General features: G+C 64.3%; 14 protein-coding genes and 1 pseudogene. 2 read left to right on the top strand and 13 right to left on the bottom strand.

Going from position 1 to position 14,013, the window contains the following annotated elements:
• Positions 1-36: 36 nt before the first annotated feature.
• Genes CIT31_RS06065 through CIT31_RS06055 form a run of 3 tightly spaced genes read right to left on the bottom strand, consistent with a single transcriptional unit; the run spans position 37 to position 2,785 of the window.
• The gene (locus CIT31_RS06065; protein ID WP_095517872.1) at positions 37-801 is read right to left on the bottom strand and encodes an ATP-binding cassette domain-containing protein; all 765 of its coding nucleotides are present in this window, start codon (positions 799-801) and stop codon (positions 37-39) included.
• On the bottom strand, positions 798-1,799 hold the full coding sequence (locus tag CIT31_RS06060) for an ABC transporter permease (RefSeq protein WP_095517871.1): 1,002 nt from the start codon (positions 1,797-1,799) through the stop codon (positions 798-800). Before CIT31_RS06060 ends, CIT31_RS06065 begins: the two co-directional genes overlap by 4 nt.
• Positions 1,796-2,785 (bottom strand): sugar ABC transporter substrate-binding protein, encoded by a 990-nt coding sequence (locus CIT31_RS06055; RefSeq protein ID WP_095517870.1) that lies wholly within the window; start codon positions 2,783-2,785, stop codon positions 1,796-1,798. The genes CIT31_RS06060 and CIT31_RS06055 overlap by 4 nt, the downstream gene beginning before the upstream one ends.
• 57 nt (positions 2,786-2,842) lie before the next feature.
• On the opposite strand from CIT31_RS06055, the gene CIT31_RS33760 reads away from it, so the two are divergent.
• Positions 2,843-3,154 carry a hypothetical protein gene (locus CIT31_RS33760; RefSeq protein ID WP_133116118.1) on the top strand — a complete coding sequence of 104 codons (312 nt, stop codon included), beginning with the start codon at positions 2,843-2,845 and terminating at the stop codon, positions 3,152-3,154.
• Positions 3,155-3,163: 9 nt separating this feature from the next.
• Here the strand turns inward: CIT31_RS33760 and CIT31_RS06050 are convergent.
• The 10 genes and pseudogenes from CIT31_RS06050 to CIT31_RS06005 all read right to left on the bottom strand — a co-directional run bounded on the left by CIT31_RS06050 (position 3,164) and on the right by CIT31_RS06005 (position 12,682).
• Positions 3,164-4,254 (bottom strand): annotated as a pseudogene (locus CIT31_RS06050) (ABC transporter ATP-binding protein).
• The gene (locus CIT31_RS06045; protein ID WP_095517869.1) at positions 4,247-5,284 is read right to left on the bottom strand and encodes an ROK family protein; all 1,038 of its coding nucleotides are present in this window, start codon (positions 5,282-5,284) and stop codon (positions 4,247-4,249) included. Before CIT31_RS06045 ends, CIT31_RS06050 begins: the two are co-directional and overlap by 8 nt.
• On the bottom strand, positions 5,281-6,006 hold the full coding sequence (locus CIT31_RS06040) for a ribulose-phosphate 3-epimerase (RefSeq protein WP_095517868.1): 726 nt from the start codon (positions 6,004-6,006) through the stop codon (positions 5,281-5,283). The genes CIT31_RS06045 and CIT31_RS06040 overlap by 4 nt, the downstream gene beginning before the upstream one ends.
• Complete coding sequence (locus CIT31_RS06035) at positions 6,003-6,836, bottom strand: alpha/beta fold hydrolase (RefSeq protein WP_095517867.1); 834 nt, start codon at positions 6,834-6,836, stop codon at positions 6,003-6,005. Before CIT31_RS06035 ends, CIT31_RS06040 begins: the two co-directional genes overlap by 4 nt.
• Complete coding sequence (locus CIT31_RS06030; RefSeq protein WP_095517866.1) at positions 6,836-7,654, bottom strand: sugar phosphate isomerase/epimerase family protein; 819 nt, start codon at positions 7,652-7,654, stop codon at positions 6,836-6,838. The genes CIT31_RS06035 and CIT31_RS06030 overlap by 1 nt, the downstream gene beginning before the upstream one ends.
• The gene (locus CIT31_RS06025) at positions 7,654-8,730 is read right to left on the bottom strand and encodes a Gfo/Idh/MocA family protein (RefSeq protein ID WP_095517865.1); all 1,077 of its coding nucleotides are present in this window, start codon (positions 8,728-8,730) and stop codon (positions 7,654-7,656) included. Before CIT31_RS06025 ends, CIT31_RS06030 begins: the two co-directional genes overlap by 1 nt.
• A gap of 10 nt (positions 8,731-8,740) precedes the next feature.
• Positions 8,741-9,562, bottom strand: coding sequence for a sugar phosphate isomerase/epimerase family protein (locus CIT31_RS06020; protein ID WP_095517864.1), 822 nt, complete (start codon positions 9,560-9,562; stop codon positions 8,741-8,743).
• A gap of 4 nt (positions 9,563-9,566) precedes the next feature.
• On the bottom strand, positions 9,567-10,403 hold the full coding sequence (locus CIT31_RS06015) for a carbohydrate ABC transporter permease (RefSeq protein WP_095517863.1): 837 nt from the start codon (positions 10,401-10,403) through the stop codon (positions 9,567-9,569).
• Positions 10,400-11,332, bottom strand: coding sequence for a carbohydrate ABC transporter permease (locus tag CIT31_RS06010; RefSeq protein ID WP_065007421.1), 933 nt, complete (start codon positions 11,330-11,332; stop codon positions 10,400-10,402). The genes CIT31_RS06015 and CIT31_RS06010 overlap by 4 nt, the downstream gene beginning before the upstream one ends.
• A 3-nt stretch (positions 11,333-11,335) precedes the next feature.
• A complete protein-coding gene (locus tag CIT31_RS06005) occupies positions 11,336-12,682 on the bottom strand; it encodes an ABC transporter substrate-binding protein (protein ID WP_095518099.1) in 1,347 nt (448 codons plus the stop codon).
• A 166-nt stretch (positions 12,683-12,848) separates the two neighbouring features.
• On the opposite strand from CIT31_RS06005, the gene CIT31_RS06000 reads away from it, so the two are divergent.
• Positions 12,849-13,997: a Gfo/Idh/MocA family protein gene (locus CIT31_RS06000; protein WP_095517862.1), complete on the top strand. Its 1,149-nt coding sequence runs from the start codon at positions 12,849-12,851 to the stop codon at positions 13,995-13,997.
• The last annotated feature ends 16 nt before the right edge of the window (positions 13,998-14,013 follow it).

Below are 14,013 nucleotides of genomic sequence, written 5' to 3'. Positions count from 1 at the left end.
TTCCAATCGTTCAATTCGTAACGAGCCGGATCGTTTCTATGCCGCGCCGGTGACGAGCGCGACAAGTTCGTTGCCGGTGGTCTCGGACGATCGGACTGTCGCCACCATCCGCCCCGCCCGCATCACCCAGATCTGGTCGGACAGCCGCCGCACCTGATCGAAATTATGGCTGACCAGGATGACGCTGACGGCCTGTTCGCGCAGGCGCCGGATCAGGGCTTCGACATTGGCCGTCTCCTGCACACCGAGCGCCGCGGTTGGTTCGTCCATCACCACCAGCTTGGCGCCGGAACCTGCGGCGCGGCAGATCGAGATCGCCTGTCGCTGCCCGCCCGAAAGGCGCCGCACGCGCTGGCTGACCGAAGGCATGTTGATCGACAGGCGCGACAGCATGGCACGCGCCTGCTGCTTCATGGCCTTGCGGTCGAGCAGGGCGAAGGGGCCGATCCGGCGCACGATCTCACGGTTGAGGAACAGGTTCTGGGCGACGGTCAATTCGTCGATCAGCGCGAGGTTCTGATGCACCGTCTCGATACCGGCCTTGCGCGCCTCGTCGGGATTGGCGAACGGCTGCTGCCGGCCGTCGAAGAAGATCTGGCCACCGTCCGGCACGTGCACGCCGACCAGGCAGCGTATCAGCGTCGATTTGCCGGCGCCATTGTCGCCGATCACCGCGGTGACCTCGCCGCGGCGGGCCTGGAAGGCGACATCGGTGAAGGCGCGGATGCCGCCGAAATGCTTGCTTAGCCCTTCGCAGGCTAGGATCGCGTCGGCCGACGGCGAGTGATTGACGGCGCTCATTTCTGATACCGCATGATCAGTGCCGCCAGCACCACGATGGCGCCCACGGCGAGCGGTTGGTAGAAGGCCGAAACGCTGAGCAGCGTCAGCCCGTTGACGAGAGCGGTGAGCATCAGCGCCCCGATCGCCGGGCCGAGAATGCTGGCGCGTCCGCCGAACAGGCTGACGCCTCCCAAGACGACTGCCGCCACCGAATTGAGCAGAAGGCTGGTGTTGATCTGCGGTTCGGCCGAGCCGATGCGCGCCACCAGAAGCAGCGCGGCGGTGCCGGCGCAGAATCCTGATATCGTATAGGCGGCGATCTTGACCCGGTCGGTCCGGATGCCAAGCGAGCGGGCGCTTTCGGTCTGGCCGCCGGTCGCCAGCAGATGCACCCCGAAGCGGGTGTGGAAGAGCGCGATATGCGCCACGAGAACGGCCGATATTGCCACCCAGACGGGATAGCCGAACGGCCCGAAGGAACCGGAGGCCAGCCGCAGCAGGAAGGTCGAGCCAACCATTATCGGCTCGCCGCCCGACAGGATCAGGCCGAGGCCGGTGACGCCCGAAAGCGTGCCGAGCGTCACCACGAAGTCGGGTATTTTCCCGGCTGTGATGAGCACGCCATTGAGGAAACCGACCGCGCTGGTGGCGGCGACGGCCAGTACACAGGCGAAGAAGATGCCATAGCCCGCGGCATCGACGAGGCCGAGGATGATGGCGCCCAGCATGACTGCGGCAGCCAGCGAGAGATCGATGCCGGCGGTGGCCACGACGAAGGTCTGGCCGATCGACAGCACGACCAGGATCGCCGCGGCTAGCAGCAGGGCCTGCAAATTGGCGACGCTGAGAAAGACCGGCTGACTAATGCCGAACACGACGACGAGGCCGACCAGGCCAACGACCGATGCCCAGTCGGCCCAGAAGGAAGGATCCAGGAGGAGAGCCGACAGGGAGGGACGGCTCTCCTCCGCCGCGCCCGCTGTATGCGCGGACGCGTTTTGTTCAGGCGTGCTCACTTCAACATCTCGCGGAAGGGATCGGGATAGTCGCCGCCGGGGCGCGGGAAGTTCTTCAGCGAGGCTTCCGCATTGCCCTTGTTGATCAACAGAACCGGCGCTGGCACGTTGGCCGGAAGTGTCTTGCCCTTGGCCGCCGCGGCGCAAGCTTCCACGCCCATGGCGCCGACGACATAGGGATATTGGGCGACGGTCGCAGCGAGTTCGCCGGCGGCAACGGATTTCAGGGCGTCGACGATGCCGTCAAGCCCGATCACCTTGACGTCCTTACCCGAGGTCTGGACGGCGCGCTGGACGCCGAGCGCCATGATGTCGTTGGCGGCAAAGAAGCCGGCGAGATCTGGATGCGCGGCCAGGATGTCGGTCGCGGCGGTCAAGGCCTTCTCACGGTCCCAGTCGGCGCTCACCATCACCACGACGTCGAGCTTGCCTTCGACAGCCTGCTTGAAACCCTTGATGCGGGCATTGCTGCCGACATCGCCGACGATGCCGGCCACCAGTGCAACCTTGGAGCCTGCAGGAACCAGCTTCAGCATCTCCTCGCCTGCCAGCACGCCGGCGGCAACGTTGTCTGTGCCGATATAGGTCGAGATGGTGAAGCCGGCGGCCTTGGCCTGCTCGGCGTCGATGGTGCTGTCGATGTTGACGATCGGCTTGTTCTTCTGGGCGACAGGCACAAGTGCCTGGACGAGGTTGCTGACGCTGATGGGATTGACCAGATAGCAATCGAAATCCTGCATGGCCATGGCGGTCAACCGATCGGCCTGCCCGGTGGCGTCGCCCATATTGGCGGCCGCCTGCACGGTAACGCCGACGCCATCGGCCTTGGCTTGCTCCTCAATGCCCTTCTGCATGTACTGGAAGAAGGGGTTGTCGAGACCCTTGACGATGGCCGCGACTTTCGCCGCGTCTTGGGCCTGGGTCGGCATGGAGACGATGGTTGCAAACAGACCTGCGCCAAGCGCCAGGCCATTGAACATACGCATGCTTCTTCCTCCTCCTAAATGTTGGTTGTGTCGCGATTAACCCGTTCGGGGAACGGAATGGCTGTGCAGGGCGCGACGAAGGCCGGCCCGGCGCTTGCGATGGCAGACAGCCGACCGATCGGCGATTGCCGTGCAGCTCGCTGCTTCAAGACCCGTTCCGGGCCATTTTCCGTGTCAGGCATTTCTCCTCCCAGAGCGCTGGCCAAGGCCTCGCCAGCATTATCGCATGTTTTAGAAAAATTTGACATGCGTCAAGTTTTAAAATGGTGTGCAGCGGTTTTGATGTGCTGCGATGCAGCAGAAATCGACACTGTAGGGGTCGAAGCAGGCTCGATGCGCGGCGTCGTCAGTTCTGGTTTCAAACTATGAGCCCACGGCTCACGCCGATTGCAGAGACGCCAGCGCCGGACCATCGGTGCGAAACAGGTGGCAAGCCGATGGCAAAATGTCGAGCGCGATCGGGCTGTGCAATGGCGTCCTGTCGCCACCTTCCGCCTGCACCACCAGCGTGACCTCGGGCGCGACCTCGACATGCAGGATGGTCAGGCTGCCAAGCCGCTCCGCCAGCACGGCTCGCCCCTTGAATTGTCCGTTGGCCGAGATGCGGAGATGTTCCGGCCGCATGCCGAGCAGCAGCTCGTCGCCAGATTTGCTTGCACCGGCGGCAACCGGGACGGTCAGCGCCTGGCCGTCCGGCAAGGTAACGGAGACGCCTTTGGGCCGAGTCGCGACCACTTTCAGCTTCAACAGATTCATCTTCGGCGAACCGATGAAGCCGGCGACAAAAATGTTGGCCGGCCTGATATAGAGATCGAGCGGCGAGCCGACCTGTTCGATGCTGCCACCGTTCAGCACGACGATCTTGTCGGCCATGGTCATGGCCTCGGTCTGGTCGTGGGTGACATAGATCATGGTCGCGGCCAGGTGCTCATGCAGGCGCATCAGCTCGAGCCGCATGCTCACCCGCAAGGCGGCGTCGAGATTGGACAGCGGCTCGTCGAACAGGAACACTTTGGGATTTCGCACGATGGCGCGGCCGATGGCGACACGCTGCCGCTGGCCGCCCGAAAGCCCCTTCGGCCGCCGGTGGAGAAGATGCGAAAGCTGCAGCACCTCGGCGGCCTCCCGCACCTTGCGTTCCTTTTCCGCGGCGGAGACGCCGGCGATCTTCAGCGCAAAGCCCATGTTCTCGGCCACCGTCATGTGCGGATAGAGCGCGTAGGACTGGAACACCATGGCGAGCCCACGCTCGGACGGATCGATGTCGTTGGCGCGCACGCCATCGATCAGCAAGTCGCCGGCGGTGATCTTTTCCAGGCCGGCGATCATGCGCAGCAGCGTGGACTTGCCGCAGCCGGACGGGCCAACGAAGACGACGAATTCGCGGTCCTCGACGTCCAGTCAAGGCCCTTGATGATCTCGACGGATCCGTAGGACTTGCGCGCACCACGCAGCTTGAGCTCAGCCATGGCTTGTCTCCCTGGCGCCGGCACGCTCGGTCGCATTGTCCTTGTTGTCCTCATCCTGCGCCATCGCCAACGGCGCGCCCAGTTCGCCTTCCCACAGGATCAGGCTGGCCGCGCCGATCAGTCCGGCGCGGTCGCCAAGCTGCGCCGGCACGATCGGCACGTCCCGGTAGGCCAGCATGGCCCGCTGCTCGACGGTTGCCCTGATGGTTGGAGCCAACAGGTCGAAACCGTTCGCAAGACCGCCGCCCATGACGATCAGGTCCGGCGAATAGAGGTGAAGCAGGTTCGTGAAGCCGATGCCGAGCCACCTGGCTTCCGCCTCGATCAGCTCGAGCGCACTGATATCGCCGGCACGTGCGGCCTCGACGACGTGCCTGGCCGAAACGTCGCCATCGGCCGAAAGGCGCCTGAGCAGGGAGCCGTCGCCTGGCGCTGTCAGCGCCGTGGCACGCCGCCCGAGCGCGGTTCCGGAGGCGACCGCCTCGAAACAGCCGACAGCGCCGCAGAAGCAGCGGTCGCCCTCGCCGGTGATGGTCATGTGGCCGATCTCGGCGGCAAGCCCGCGCCGGCCGTGATAGATGTGGCCGTCGGCAACGACCCCGCCGCCGATGCCGGTCGATACGGTGACGAACACCAGCGACCCGGTGCCCAGGCCGGCGCCGAAGCGCCATTCGCCCAGCGCGGCCGCATTGGCGTCGTTTTCCAGCCGCACCGGCAGGCCGAAATGCTTGCCGAGAATGTCGATCAACGGCACGTCGTGCCAGCCGGCCAGCGTCGGCGGTGCGATCACGATCCCAGCCTTGGGATCGAGCGGTCCCGGCGCGCCGATGCCGATGCCGACGACATCCGCTTGTGGGCGCTGTGTCAGAAGAGCCCCGGCCAGTGCGATGATCTGCCCGATCACCGCATCCGATCCCGCGATCGCCATCGTCGGCGCCGAAACCTGCGCGACAACGCGGCCGCCGCTCTCGACCAGCGCGCCGCGCAGCTCCGTTCCGCCGAGATCGAAAGCGAGGGCCCGTCTTGTCATAAGGCGGCGACCTTCAGCCCATGCAGCCAGGCCATGCGCTGCGCGAGGTCGGGGTCGCCGAATGCCAGCGATCCGAGCACCACCGTCTCGGCCCCGGCGGCGCGCAGGCGCGGCACCGTCTCGTGGCGGATGCCGCCGTCGGCAGCCAGGATGATGTCCGCTTCCCGGCCGGCTTGCCGCATCAGTGTACGCGCCTCTATCAGGCGTGGGCAGGCCTGGTCGGAAAGGCTCTGGCCCTTGACGCCAATGGATGTGCCAAGAAGCGTCACAAACGCGACTTCCGGCAGGTATGGGGTGACCGCAGCGACCGGCGTTTCCAGCCTGAGCACCACGCCGGCCTCGGCGCCGAGCTCATGCGCCAGCCGCACGGCGCGCAGGCCGGCCTCGCCGTTTTCGGCGTGCACACTGATCAGGTCGGCGCCGGTCTCGATGAACTGACGCGTCTGCTCTTCGACGATCTCGGCTTCGACCATCAGGTGCACATGGATCGGCCTTGCCGTCAACCTGGCGATCCGCTTCACCAGATCCGGGAAGAACAGGAAGCCGGGGGTGAAGCGGGCGTCTGCGACGTCGATGTGATGCAGGTCGACATGAGGTTCTATGCGCTTCAGGTCGCGCTCCATATTGGCAAGGTCCGCCGACCACAGTGAAAACTCGCCGAGCAGCCGGTTGCGCGGCAAGGCGGCGATGGCAGCGGGGCCGGACAGGGTTTTCATCGTCATGACGGAATGAGGCTCCGGATGTTGAAGTGGGCGTGAAGGAAGGTCGTGATCTCGGCCTGCAGCTCGGCGAAATGCCTGACACTGTCGAGCGCCTTGGGAGAGATTTCGGCAAAGGTCGCGCCGGAGATGGCCGCCGCGAGCGTATGGGCCGCCGACAGCGGATGCACTGCATCCATGGCATTGCCGATGACCAGCGTGGGAATGCCAAGCACCGCGGCGTCACTCGCGGAAACGCCTGGGCCGTCGGCGGCAATGTCGGCGAGGACCTGCGCGAATGGCGCGGCGTCGAGCCGGTCGAAATAGCCGAACAGCGAGGCAAGGTTGTCGGGCGCGTCGCGCTGCAGGCGCGCGGAGGTTTCCGATTGCGCGAAGATCGTCCTGGCCTTGTCGGGGCCGTGACTGAGAATGAGGCCGGCAGCCTCGGCGATCGGCCGCATGTTGTCAGGCGCACTGTCGAACGTCCAGGCCGGCCGCACTAGCAGCAGGCCCGCGACACGGTCCGGATGACGGCAGGCGAGGCGGGTTGCAATTGCGGCGCCCATGGAAATGCCGCCGGCGACGAACCGATCGAGGTCGACCTGATCGGCGGCGGCTAGAACATCATCCGCGAACATGCTCAGGGAGAACGGGCGACTGCTGCCGAGCCCAGAGGCACCGTGCCCGCGGCATTCCAGCGTGAGGCGCCGCAACCTCGGCCCGGAAGGGAAAGCCTGGGCGACCTGCGCCTCGCCACCGCCCAGCCCGTGCTGAAAGATGACCGCAAGCCCGTCGCCATGGTCGGAGACTTGAAGCGCGGCGTCATCGCGAAGCAGAGTTGCAAGACGCGCCATCAGATCAGCCCCTTGAGGAAGTGGGCAACCTCAGGCGCTTCGTCGGCTGAAAGGCCGTGCGTGACCAGCGCCCCGTCGAAGCCTGATACCTTTAGGCGGGCAACAAAATCCGCAAAGTCGACAACGCCCCGGCCGGCCGTAGTGAAGCGGCCATCGGCTAAACGGTCCTTGGCATGGGCCATGGCGACATGGCCGGCTGTGTGCTCGACCGCAGCGGCCACGATGGCGCGTGCTTCGGCGGGGCTCGCCTGCTCGAACAGGTTCGCCGGATCAAGCACGATGCGCAGCCGTTTCGAGCCCATGCTGGCGATGAGGCGCATCGCGTCCGACGCCGAGGTGACAATGTTGGCCTGTTCGGGCTCGATGCCGAGATCGACGCCGTGGCGCTCAGCGAATTGCAGCGCCTTTTCGACCTCGCTCGCCATGTCGTCCCATGCCTCAGGGGCAGCATTCTCGGGGTGATACGCCCACTGATCGTCCGCGTTGCGTGTTCCCGTGCACAGCGTGACCAGGGGAACGGAAAGGTCTGCCGCAGCCTTGATCACCACGCCAAGCCGGCGCAGGCCGTCGTCGCGCACCGTCCTGTCGGGATGGGCCATGTTGTAGGTGCCCGAGAGCGCCACCAGGGTGACGCCGGAAGCATGCGACGCGGCCGCGATGGCGCTGATGCCATCGTCAGGGACCGCATCCGGCATCGACGGCAGGCCGACGCAGGCCAGGTTGAACTGGGTGACGGCAAATCCCGCGTCGCGGACCGCTGCCAGCACGCCGGCCGGCTCGCTCCCAGGGAAGGTCTTGGCGAACACCCCGATCTGCATCAGACCGCTCCCGTGACGGAAGCGATCTCGACGCGATCACCGGTTTCGACCGAGCGGGCGATCGCCACCATGGCGCGGATCGAGGCGAGGCCGTCCTCGACGTTGGCGCCGCGCATCGGCTTGCCGTCAAGGACGGTCTCGGCGAGGCTTTCGAGCTGGCGCCTGAAGAAATGCCCGTCGGCGCCCAGCGGCTTTCGCGACGTCGCATCCTTCTCGTGAAAGATATCGACCTCGCTCGCCCGGAAATACCACGGATTGAAGGTCTTCGCGATTACCGAGCCGTTCTCGCCATAGAGCTGGAAGCCCTCGTGCCAGTCCATGCGGACAGCCACGGTGAGATCGAGATGGCCAAGCGCGCCGTTGGCGAACTCGGTTTCGACGAACCAGCAATAGGCGCCGAAACGCTCGTTGAGGCGGGCGCGCACCGCGACGATCTCACCGCACAGGAAGCGCGCCGTGTCGACGAGGTGGGAGCCGTGCGCGAGCATGAAATACTGCCTGAGATCGGCTTTCGGATTGCCGCCAGGTTTCCTTGCCAGCTTGCTGGTGACGGGCAGCGGCTGGACCGCGTCGGTGTTGGTGTAGCGATGGGTGGAATCGCAATACCAGGCTTTTAGCGCCAGGATCTCGCCGATCTCGTCGCGGACGAAATCGCGCGCCGCTTCCAGCGCCGGGTCGAAGCGCTTCATGTGACCGACCTGGAGCACCCTGCCGGAGCGTTTAACCGCATCGGCGAGCGTTTCGCCTTCCTCGACCGAGACGCCGATCGGCTTTTCGCACAGCACGTGCTTACCGGCCTCGAGCGCCTTGATCGACATCGGAACGTGGTAGGCGTCGGAGGTTGCGACGATCACCGCCTCCAGCTGCGGGTCGGCGAGCATCTCATCGTAGTCGGCGTACATCTTCTCGGGTTCATAGGTCGCGCCCATGCGCGCCAGAAGGTCGGGGGCGGCATCGCAAATCGCATAGAGATCAGCGTTCCTGGCCTTCACGCAGGATTCGAGATGGGCGAACTGCGCGATCGGCCCGCAGCCGAGCACGCCGACACGAAGGCGACGGTCTTGCTTCCGGATCATGATCTCTTCCTCACGCGCCGTAGTCGCGCATGGTCTGGCGGTTGGTCTTGACCGCGGCGGCCGGATCGGCGGCGGCGGTCTCGGATTCCTCTTCCAGCACCAGCCAACCGTTGAAATGTGGCGCGGCACCGGCGACATCCATCACAGATTGGGTGTCGCAGACGCCCTTGCCGAGCATCGCCCATTTGCCGCCGGCATCGACGTCCTTCAGGTGGATGTAGCGGATGCGGTCCCGGTATGTGGTGAGCGTGTCGATCATGTCTTCATGGCCGCGCAAGATGTGGCCGGTGTCGGGCACCCATCCGACGAGCGACGGATCGATCAGTGCGAAAATCCGGTCGTAGTCGGCACGGTCGAATAGCAGCGTGTTGTGGTGGGAACTGGGATGGACGGCGATATCGACGCCGGCCTTGCGCCCGAGTTGGCCGGCCCTGTTGTAGACCTCGGCCGCGATGGCAAACTTGTCGTCACGAGGTCCTTCGGAAACGGAGGTAGCCGAGCCCATCGAGACGAGCGCGCCAGGAAATGCGGCGGCAAAATCGATCCAGCGCTGCGCCGTTTCGAGGTCGGCGCCGATATTATCCTTCAGCGTAAAGCCGCTATTCGAGCCGAAAGCGAAGGAGACGAGCGTCAAGCCAGCCGACTCCAGCGCCATGGCGAATTCCGCCGGCCTGTCGGCATAGCGGCCGATCATCGTGTCGGTGATCTCTATGCCGGCATAACCACCGTCAGCGATCGCTTTAAGCAGATCGTCCGGACCGCCGGCAAAACCGCCTCCGAGCATTTCCCACGTAAAAGTCTGGCAGCCGACTTTCAGGTCTTTCACGTTCATCCTTTCATTCCTTGATGCCGCCCTGCGTCAGCCCTTCGATAATGTGCCGCTGGAAGAACAGCACCAGCACGATCAAAGGGACGGTGACGACGGCCGAAGCTGCGGCGATGTCGCCCCAGGGCACATAATAGAGGTTGGTGAAGTTGGCGATGCCGACGGGGATCGTCTGGCGATCGATGTTGGAGGTGAAGGCGAGGGCGAACAGGAATTCGTTCCATGCGGTGATGAAGGCGAGCAGGCCTGTGGTCACCAGGCTCGGCAGCGACATCGGCAGGATGATGTGCCAGAGCAGGCCGGGAACGCTGACGCCGTCCATGCGCGCCGCCTCATCGATCTCGCGCGGCAGCGTCTCGAAATAGCCGAACAGCACCCACGTGACGAGCGGCAGCCCGAGCGCCAGATAGGTGATGATCAGCGCCGTGTAGGTGTCGAGCAGGCCGAGACTGGTCGCCACCAGGTAGAGCGGCCCGACCAGCGCGATCTGCGGGAACATCGACACCGAAAGGATGACCATCAGGATGCCGAAGCGGCCCTTGACGTTGAGCCGCGACAGCGCGAAGGCGGCCAGCGATCCGACGAAGAGGCACAGGAATGTCGTGGCCAGCGAGACCACCAGCGAATTCCAGACATAGCGGTGCAGCTGCTTCTCGATGAAGGCGTTGTAGTAGTGCTCGAGCGTAAAAGGCGCCGGGATTAACGATGGCGAACCTGATGTCAGCGCCTTGTCGAGCTGGAACGATGTCGAGAACTGCCAGAGGAATGGGCCACCCGACCAGACAAGGATGAGCAAGGCGCCAAGATAGATGGCGATCGTCTGCAGCGGTGAACGCGCGTCGTTCATTGCGCCCTCCTGATCTGCCTGATGAGATAGAGGCAGAATACCAGTGCGATGATGCCTTCGGTGACGAACATCGCCGTCGAAACGGCGGAGCCATAGCCGAATTGAAGCGTCGAGAAGAGCACCTTGTAGGACAGCGTCGACAGCGTTTCGGTCGAATCGGCCGGGCCGCCGCCGGTCAGCACGTAAACGAGGTCGAAGACGCGAAAGGCGTCGAGCGCGCGGAACAGGCCGGCAATCAGCAATGTCGGCATCAGCAGCGGCAGACGGATGTACCAGAAGGTGGTCCAGCCTTTTGCGCCATCCATGCGCGCCGCCTCGATCAGCGAATTGGGCACTGTCTGCAGCCCGGTCAAAAGCAATAGCGCCATAAACGGGGTGGTCTTCCAGACATCGGCGATGATGATGGTCATCATTGCCGTGTCGGGCGAGCCGTACCAGTTGATGTTCTGATCGATCAGCCCGGCATGCAGCAGGATATAGTTGATAATGCCGTTCTGGCCGTCGAACAGCCAGCCGAACATCTTGGAGGTGACGACGGTGGGCATCGCCCAGGGCACCAGCATGGCGGCGCGAACCAGGCCGCGGCCCTTGAAGGCCTCGCACAGGATGAGCGCCATGCCGAGCCCGATGACGGTCTCAAGTATCGTGGATGCCGTAGTGAACCACATCGTGTGCCACCAGGCATTCCAGAATTGGGCGTCACCCCATAGCTGCACATAGTTGGAGAAGCCCGAGAACTCGTTCTCCTGGGTGATCAGCGAGGTGTTGGTGAGCGAGAGATAAAGTCCGCTGATGATCGGGTAGAAGGAAACGGACGCCAGCGACACGAAAGCCGGTGTCAGCAGGAGCAAAGCCCACAATGAGACTGGAAGCGCCTTGCCAAACCGACGCGGCCGGCCAATGCCAGAAACAGTGGCCGCCGCGGTCATGGTTCAGCCGACGATCTGGTCGATTTGCGTCGCCAGCGCGTCCATCTCGGCCTGGACGTTGCCTGAGACCAGCGCCTTGGAGATGCCCGACTGCAAGGCCAGCGTCACCTTCGCATATTCGGGCGTGATCGGCCGGGCGGTGGCGCCGGTGAACACTTTCTCGAGGCTCGCCATGAACGGCTGTTCGGTCTTGATCTTCTCGTCCTGGAACAGTGCCGGGCGCGTCGGCGCGAGCCCGAAGTTTAGGGCGATGCGATGCTGGGTTTCGGTCGACGACAGCCAGGTCAGCAACTCGATCGCGGCTTCGCGCTGCTTCGAGTTGGCGTTGACGCCTAGTTGGTAGCCGCCGAGACAGGCCGAGCTCTTGCCGCCGGGGAAGGACGGCAGCGGTGCTACGCCGATTTTGTCCACCACCTGGGAGGCCTTGGCGTCCTGGGCGATCGGATAGACATAGGACCAATTGCGCATGAACATCGCCTTGCCCGAGGTGAACGGCTGGCGCGATGGCTCCTCGTCCCAGGACAGGACGTCCTGCGGGCTGATCTTGCTCGTGGCGATGGTGCCGTGCAGGAACTGGATCGCGTCGACTGCGGCCTTCTGGTTGATCAGCGATGACTTGCCGTCAGGCGCCAGGATCGCGCCATTGTTGGAGGTGATGATCTCGACCGCGTCGCAGACCAGAACCTCGGCCTGCTTGCCCTGCCAGAGATAGCCGAAATCGATGTCGCCGGCCTTCTGCGCGGCGGCGGCGATGGTCGCCATGTCGGCCCAGTTTTCCGGCACTTTGCCGCCATGCTTTTCCAGCACGTCCGTGCGGTAATAGAACATGCCCGAATCCATGAACCAGGGCAGGGCAGTCAGCTTGCCGTCATAGGTGCAGGCATTGAGGGTCCCGGAGAAGTAGGCGCTGCGCTTGTCCGCCGGAAAGTACTCATCGAGCGGCAGCGCCCAGCCGGCGGCGGTAAAGCCGGCGATCCAGATCACGTCCTGGCTGAAGACGTCGGGCGTGCCGGTACGCCGGGCGAGCTGCTGGACGAGGCCCTGATAGACTTCCGTCGATGAGCTCGGCCGCGGCAGCTCGATGTTCTTGACCAGAACGCGGTCCTGCGATTCGTTGAAGGCCTTGATCAGGTCGCCGAAGGTCTCCTTGCCGAAGAAGGCGGCGCTGGCAAAACTGATTTCGGCCCGCGACTGCGCGCGAGCCCGGCGAACGCCCAGCCCGGTGCCGAGGCCAAGTGTCGCCGCCCCGAGCAACCCGGCGCTGCCGATGAGAAACTGCCGGCGGTCGGCGATCGTCACATGCGCCACAGGCTTCGAGCCGGAGACCGGCCCTTTTTTGATGTCAGTCATTTTCTCCTCCTTGCGCTGGCAGCCTCCCAGCCAGCATTTCCGCATGTTCCATAAAAATTTTACGCGCGTCAACATTTAAAATGCTGTAAAGCGGCTTTCGAATCTGATCCGTTGCTTGTGCATTGGTTCAGCCAGAGCGTTGCGACCTCGGGAGGTGGAGTGGAAAATGCCAGGAAAATCAGCAGCTAAGCTCGGCATTGGCGTTGTCGGGTGCGGCAACATCTCGATGACTTATTTACGCAATGCGGCTCTGTTCGGTGAGGTGGAGCTGCGCGCCTGTGCCGACATATCGCCCGACATGGCGGCGCTGCGTGCGAGCGAATACGACCTCCGGGCTCTCAGCGTCGATGCGCTCCTGGCCGATCCCGAGATCGACCTCGTCCTCAACCTGACCATCCCGGCGGCGCACTTTGACATTTCGTTTTCGGCGCTTTCGGCGGGAAAGCACGTCTTCACCGAAAAACCGCTGGCGACCTCGGCCAGCGACGGCCGGCGCCTTGTCGCCGAGGCGGCGGAGCGCGGGCTGCTGCTGGGTTCGGCTCCGGATACTTTCCTCGGCGCCGCCGGACGGCAGGCACGCCGCCTCATGGATGAGGGCGCAATCGGCCGCGCGGTGACCGGCACCGCCTTCATGATGGGGCGCGGCATGGAGCACTGGCATCCCAATCCGCAATTCTATTATCAGCCGGGCGGCGGACCGGTCTTCGACATGGGGCCCTATTACCTGACGATGCTTGTTAATTTGCTCGGACCGGTGGCCCGCGTGATGGCGATGGCGACGCGAGGCCAGGAGGAGCGGCTGATCACTGCCGAAGGCCCCTATCGGAACACCAGCTTCAAGGTCGGCACACCGACCAACATCCTGTCGCTGCTGGAGTTCCGCTCGGGCGCCACCGTCACCTTCGGTGCCTCCTGGGATGTCTTCAGGCACTCTAACCGTCCGATCGAGCTGCATGGGACCGAAGGCTCGCTCAGGCTGCCCGATCCGGACACGTTCGGCGGCACCGTCTCGCTGTCGGAACGTGGGGCCGACTGGGCCGACTTCCACAGTGAGAGCGAACTCTATGGCGCGCGCAACTGGCCCTATGCCGCGCCGGACCGAGCCAACTACCGAATGCTCGGCGTCGCCGACCTTTCGCGCGCACTGGCAACCGGAAGAAAGCCGCATGCGTCCGGCGATCTTGCGCTGCATGTACTGGAGATTATGGAAGCGATTCTTGCTTCGGGAGCGAGCCGCCAGTCCGTCGCCGTCAACGCAACCGTCGATCAGCCGCAGCTCCTCCAGGAGGACGAAGCGGTTAGCCTGCTTGCCTGATATCGGAGCGCTTACG

Source organism: Mesorhizobium wenxiniae, assembly GCF_002284535.1.
Taxonomy (GTDB): domain Bacteria; phylum Pseudomonadota; class Alphaproteobacteria; order Rhizobiales; family Rhizobiaceae; genus Mesorhizobium; species Mesorhizobium wenxiniae.
This window is presented reverse-complemented; position numbering and strand designations above follow the sequence as displayed.

What these genes read in the sequence shown, in the direction of transcription:
- CIT31_RS06030 (WP_095517866.1), bottom strand. Translation starts at nt 7,654, where the DNA reads ATGCAGATCGGGGTGTTCGCCAAGACCTTCCCTGGGAGCGAGCCGGCC.
- CIT31_RS33760 (WP_133116118.1), top strand. Translation starts at nt 2,843, where the DNA reads ATGGCTGTGCAGGGCGCGACGAAGGCCGGCCCGGCGCTTGCGATGGCA.
- CIT31_RS06055 (WP_095517870.1), bottom strand. Translation starts at nt 2,785, where the DNA reads ATGCGTATGTTCAATGGCCTGGCGCTTGGCGCAGGTCTGTTTGCAACC.
- CIT31_RS06035 (WP_095517867.1), bottom strand. Translation starts at nt 6,836, where the DNA reads ATGGCGCGTCTTGCAACTCTGCTTCGCGATGACGCCGCGCTTCAAGTC.
- CIT31_RS06045 (WP_095517869.1), bottom strand. Translation starts at nt 5,284, where the DNA reads ATGACAAGACGGGCCCTCGCTTTCGATCTCGGCGGAACGGAGCTGCGC.
- CIT31_RS06000 (WP_095517862.1), top strand. Translation starts at nt 12,849, where the DNA reads ATGCCAGGAAAATCAGCAGCTAAGCTCGGCATTGGCGTTGTCGGGTGC.
- CIT31_RS06040 (WP_095517868.1), bottom strand. Translation starts at nt 6,006, where the DNA reads ATGACGATGAAAACCCTGTCCGGCCCCGCTGCCATCGCCGCCTTGCCG.
- CIT31_RS06015 (WP_095517863.1), bottom strand. Translation starts at nt 10,403, where the DNA reads ATGAACGACGCGCGTTCACCGCTGCAGACGATCGCCATCTATCTTGGC.
- CIT31_RS06025 (WP_095517865.1), bottom strand. Translation starts at nt 8,730, where the DNA reads ATGATCCGGAAGCAAGACCGTCGCCTTCGTGTCGGCGTGCTCGGCTGC.
- CIT31_RS06005 (WP_095518099.1), bottom strand. Translation starts at nt 12,682, where the DNA reads ATGACTGACATCAAAAAAGGGCCGGTCTCCGGCTCGAAGCCTGTGGCG.
- CIT31_RS06065 (WP_095517872.1), bottom strand. Translation starts at nt 801, where the DNA reads ATGAGCGCCGTCAATCACTCGCCGTCGGCCGACGCGATCCTAGCCTGC.
- CIT31_RS06020 (WP_095517864.1), bottom strand. Translation starts at nt 9,562, where the DNA reads ATGAACGTGAAAGACCTGAAAGTCGGCTGCCAGACTTTTACGTGGGAA.
- CIT31_RS06010 (WP_065007421.1), bottom strand. Translation starts at nt 11,332, where the DNA reads ATGACCGCGGCGGCCACTGTTTCTGGCATTGGCCGGCCGCGTCGGTTT.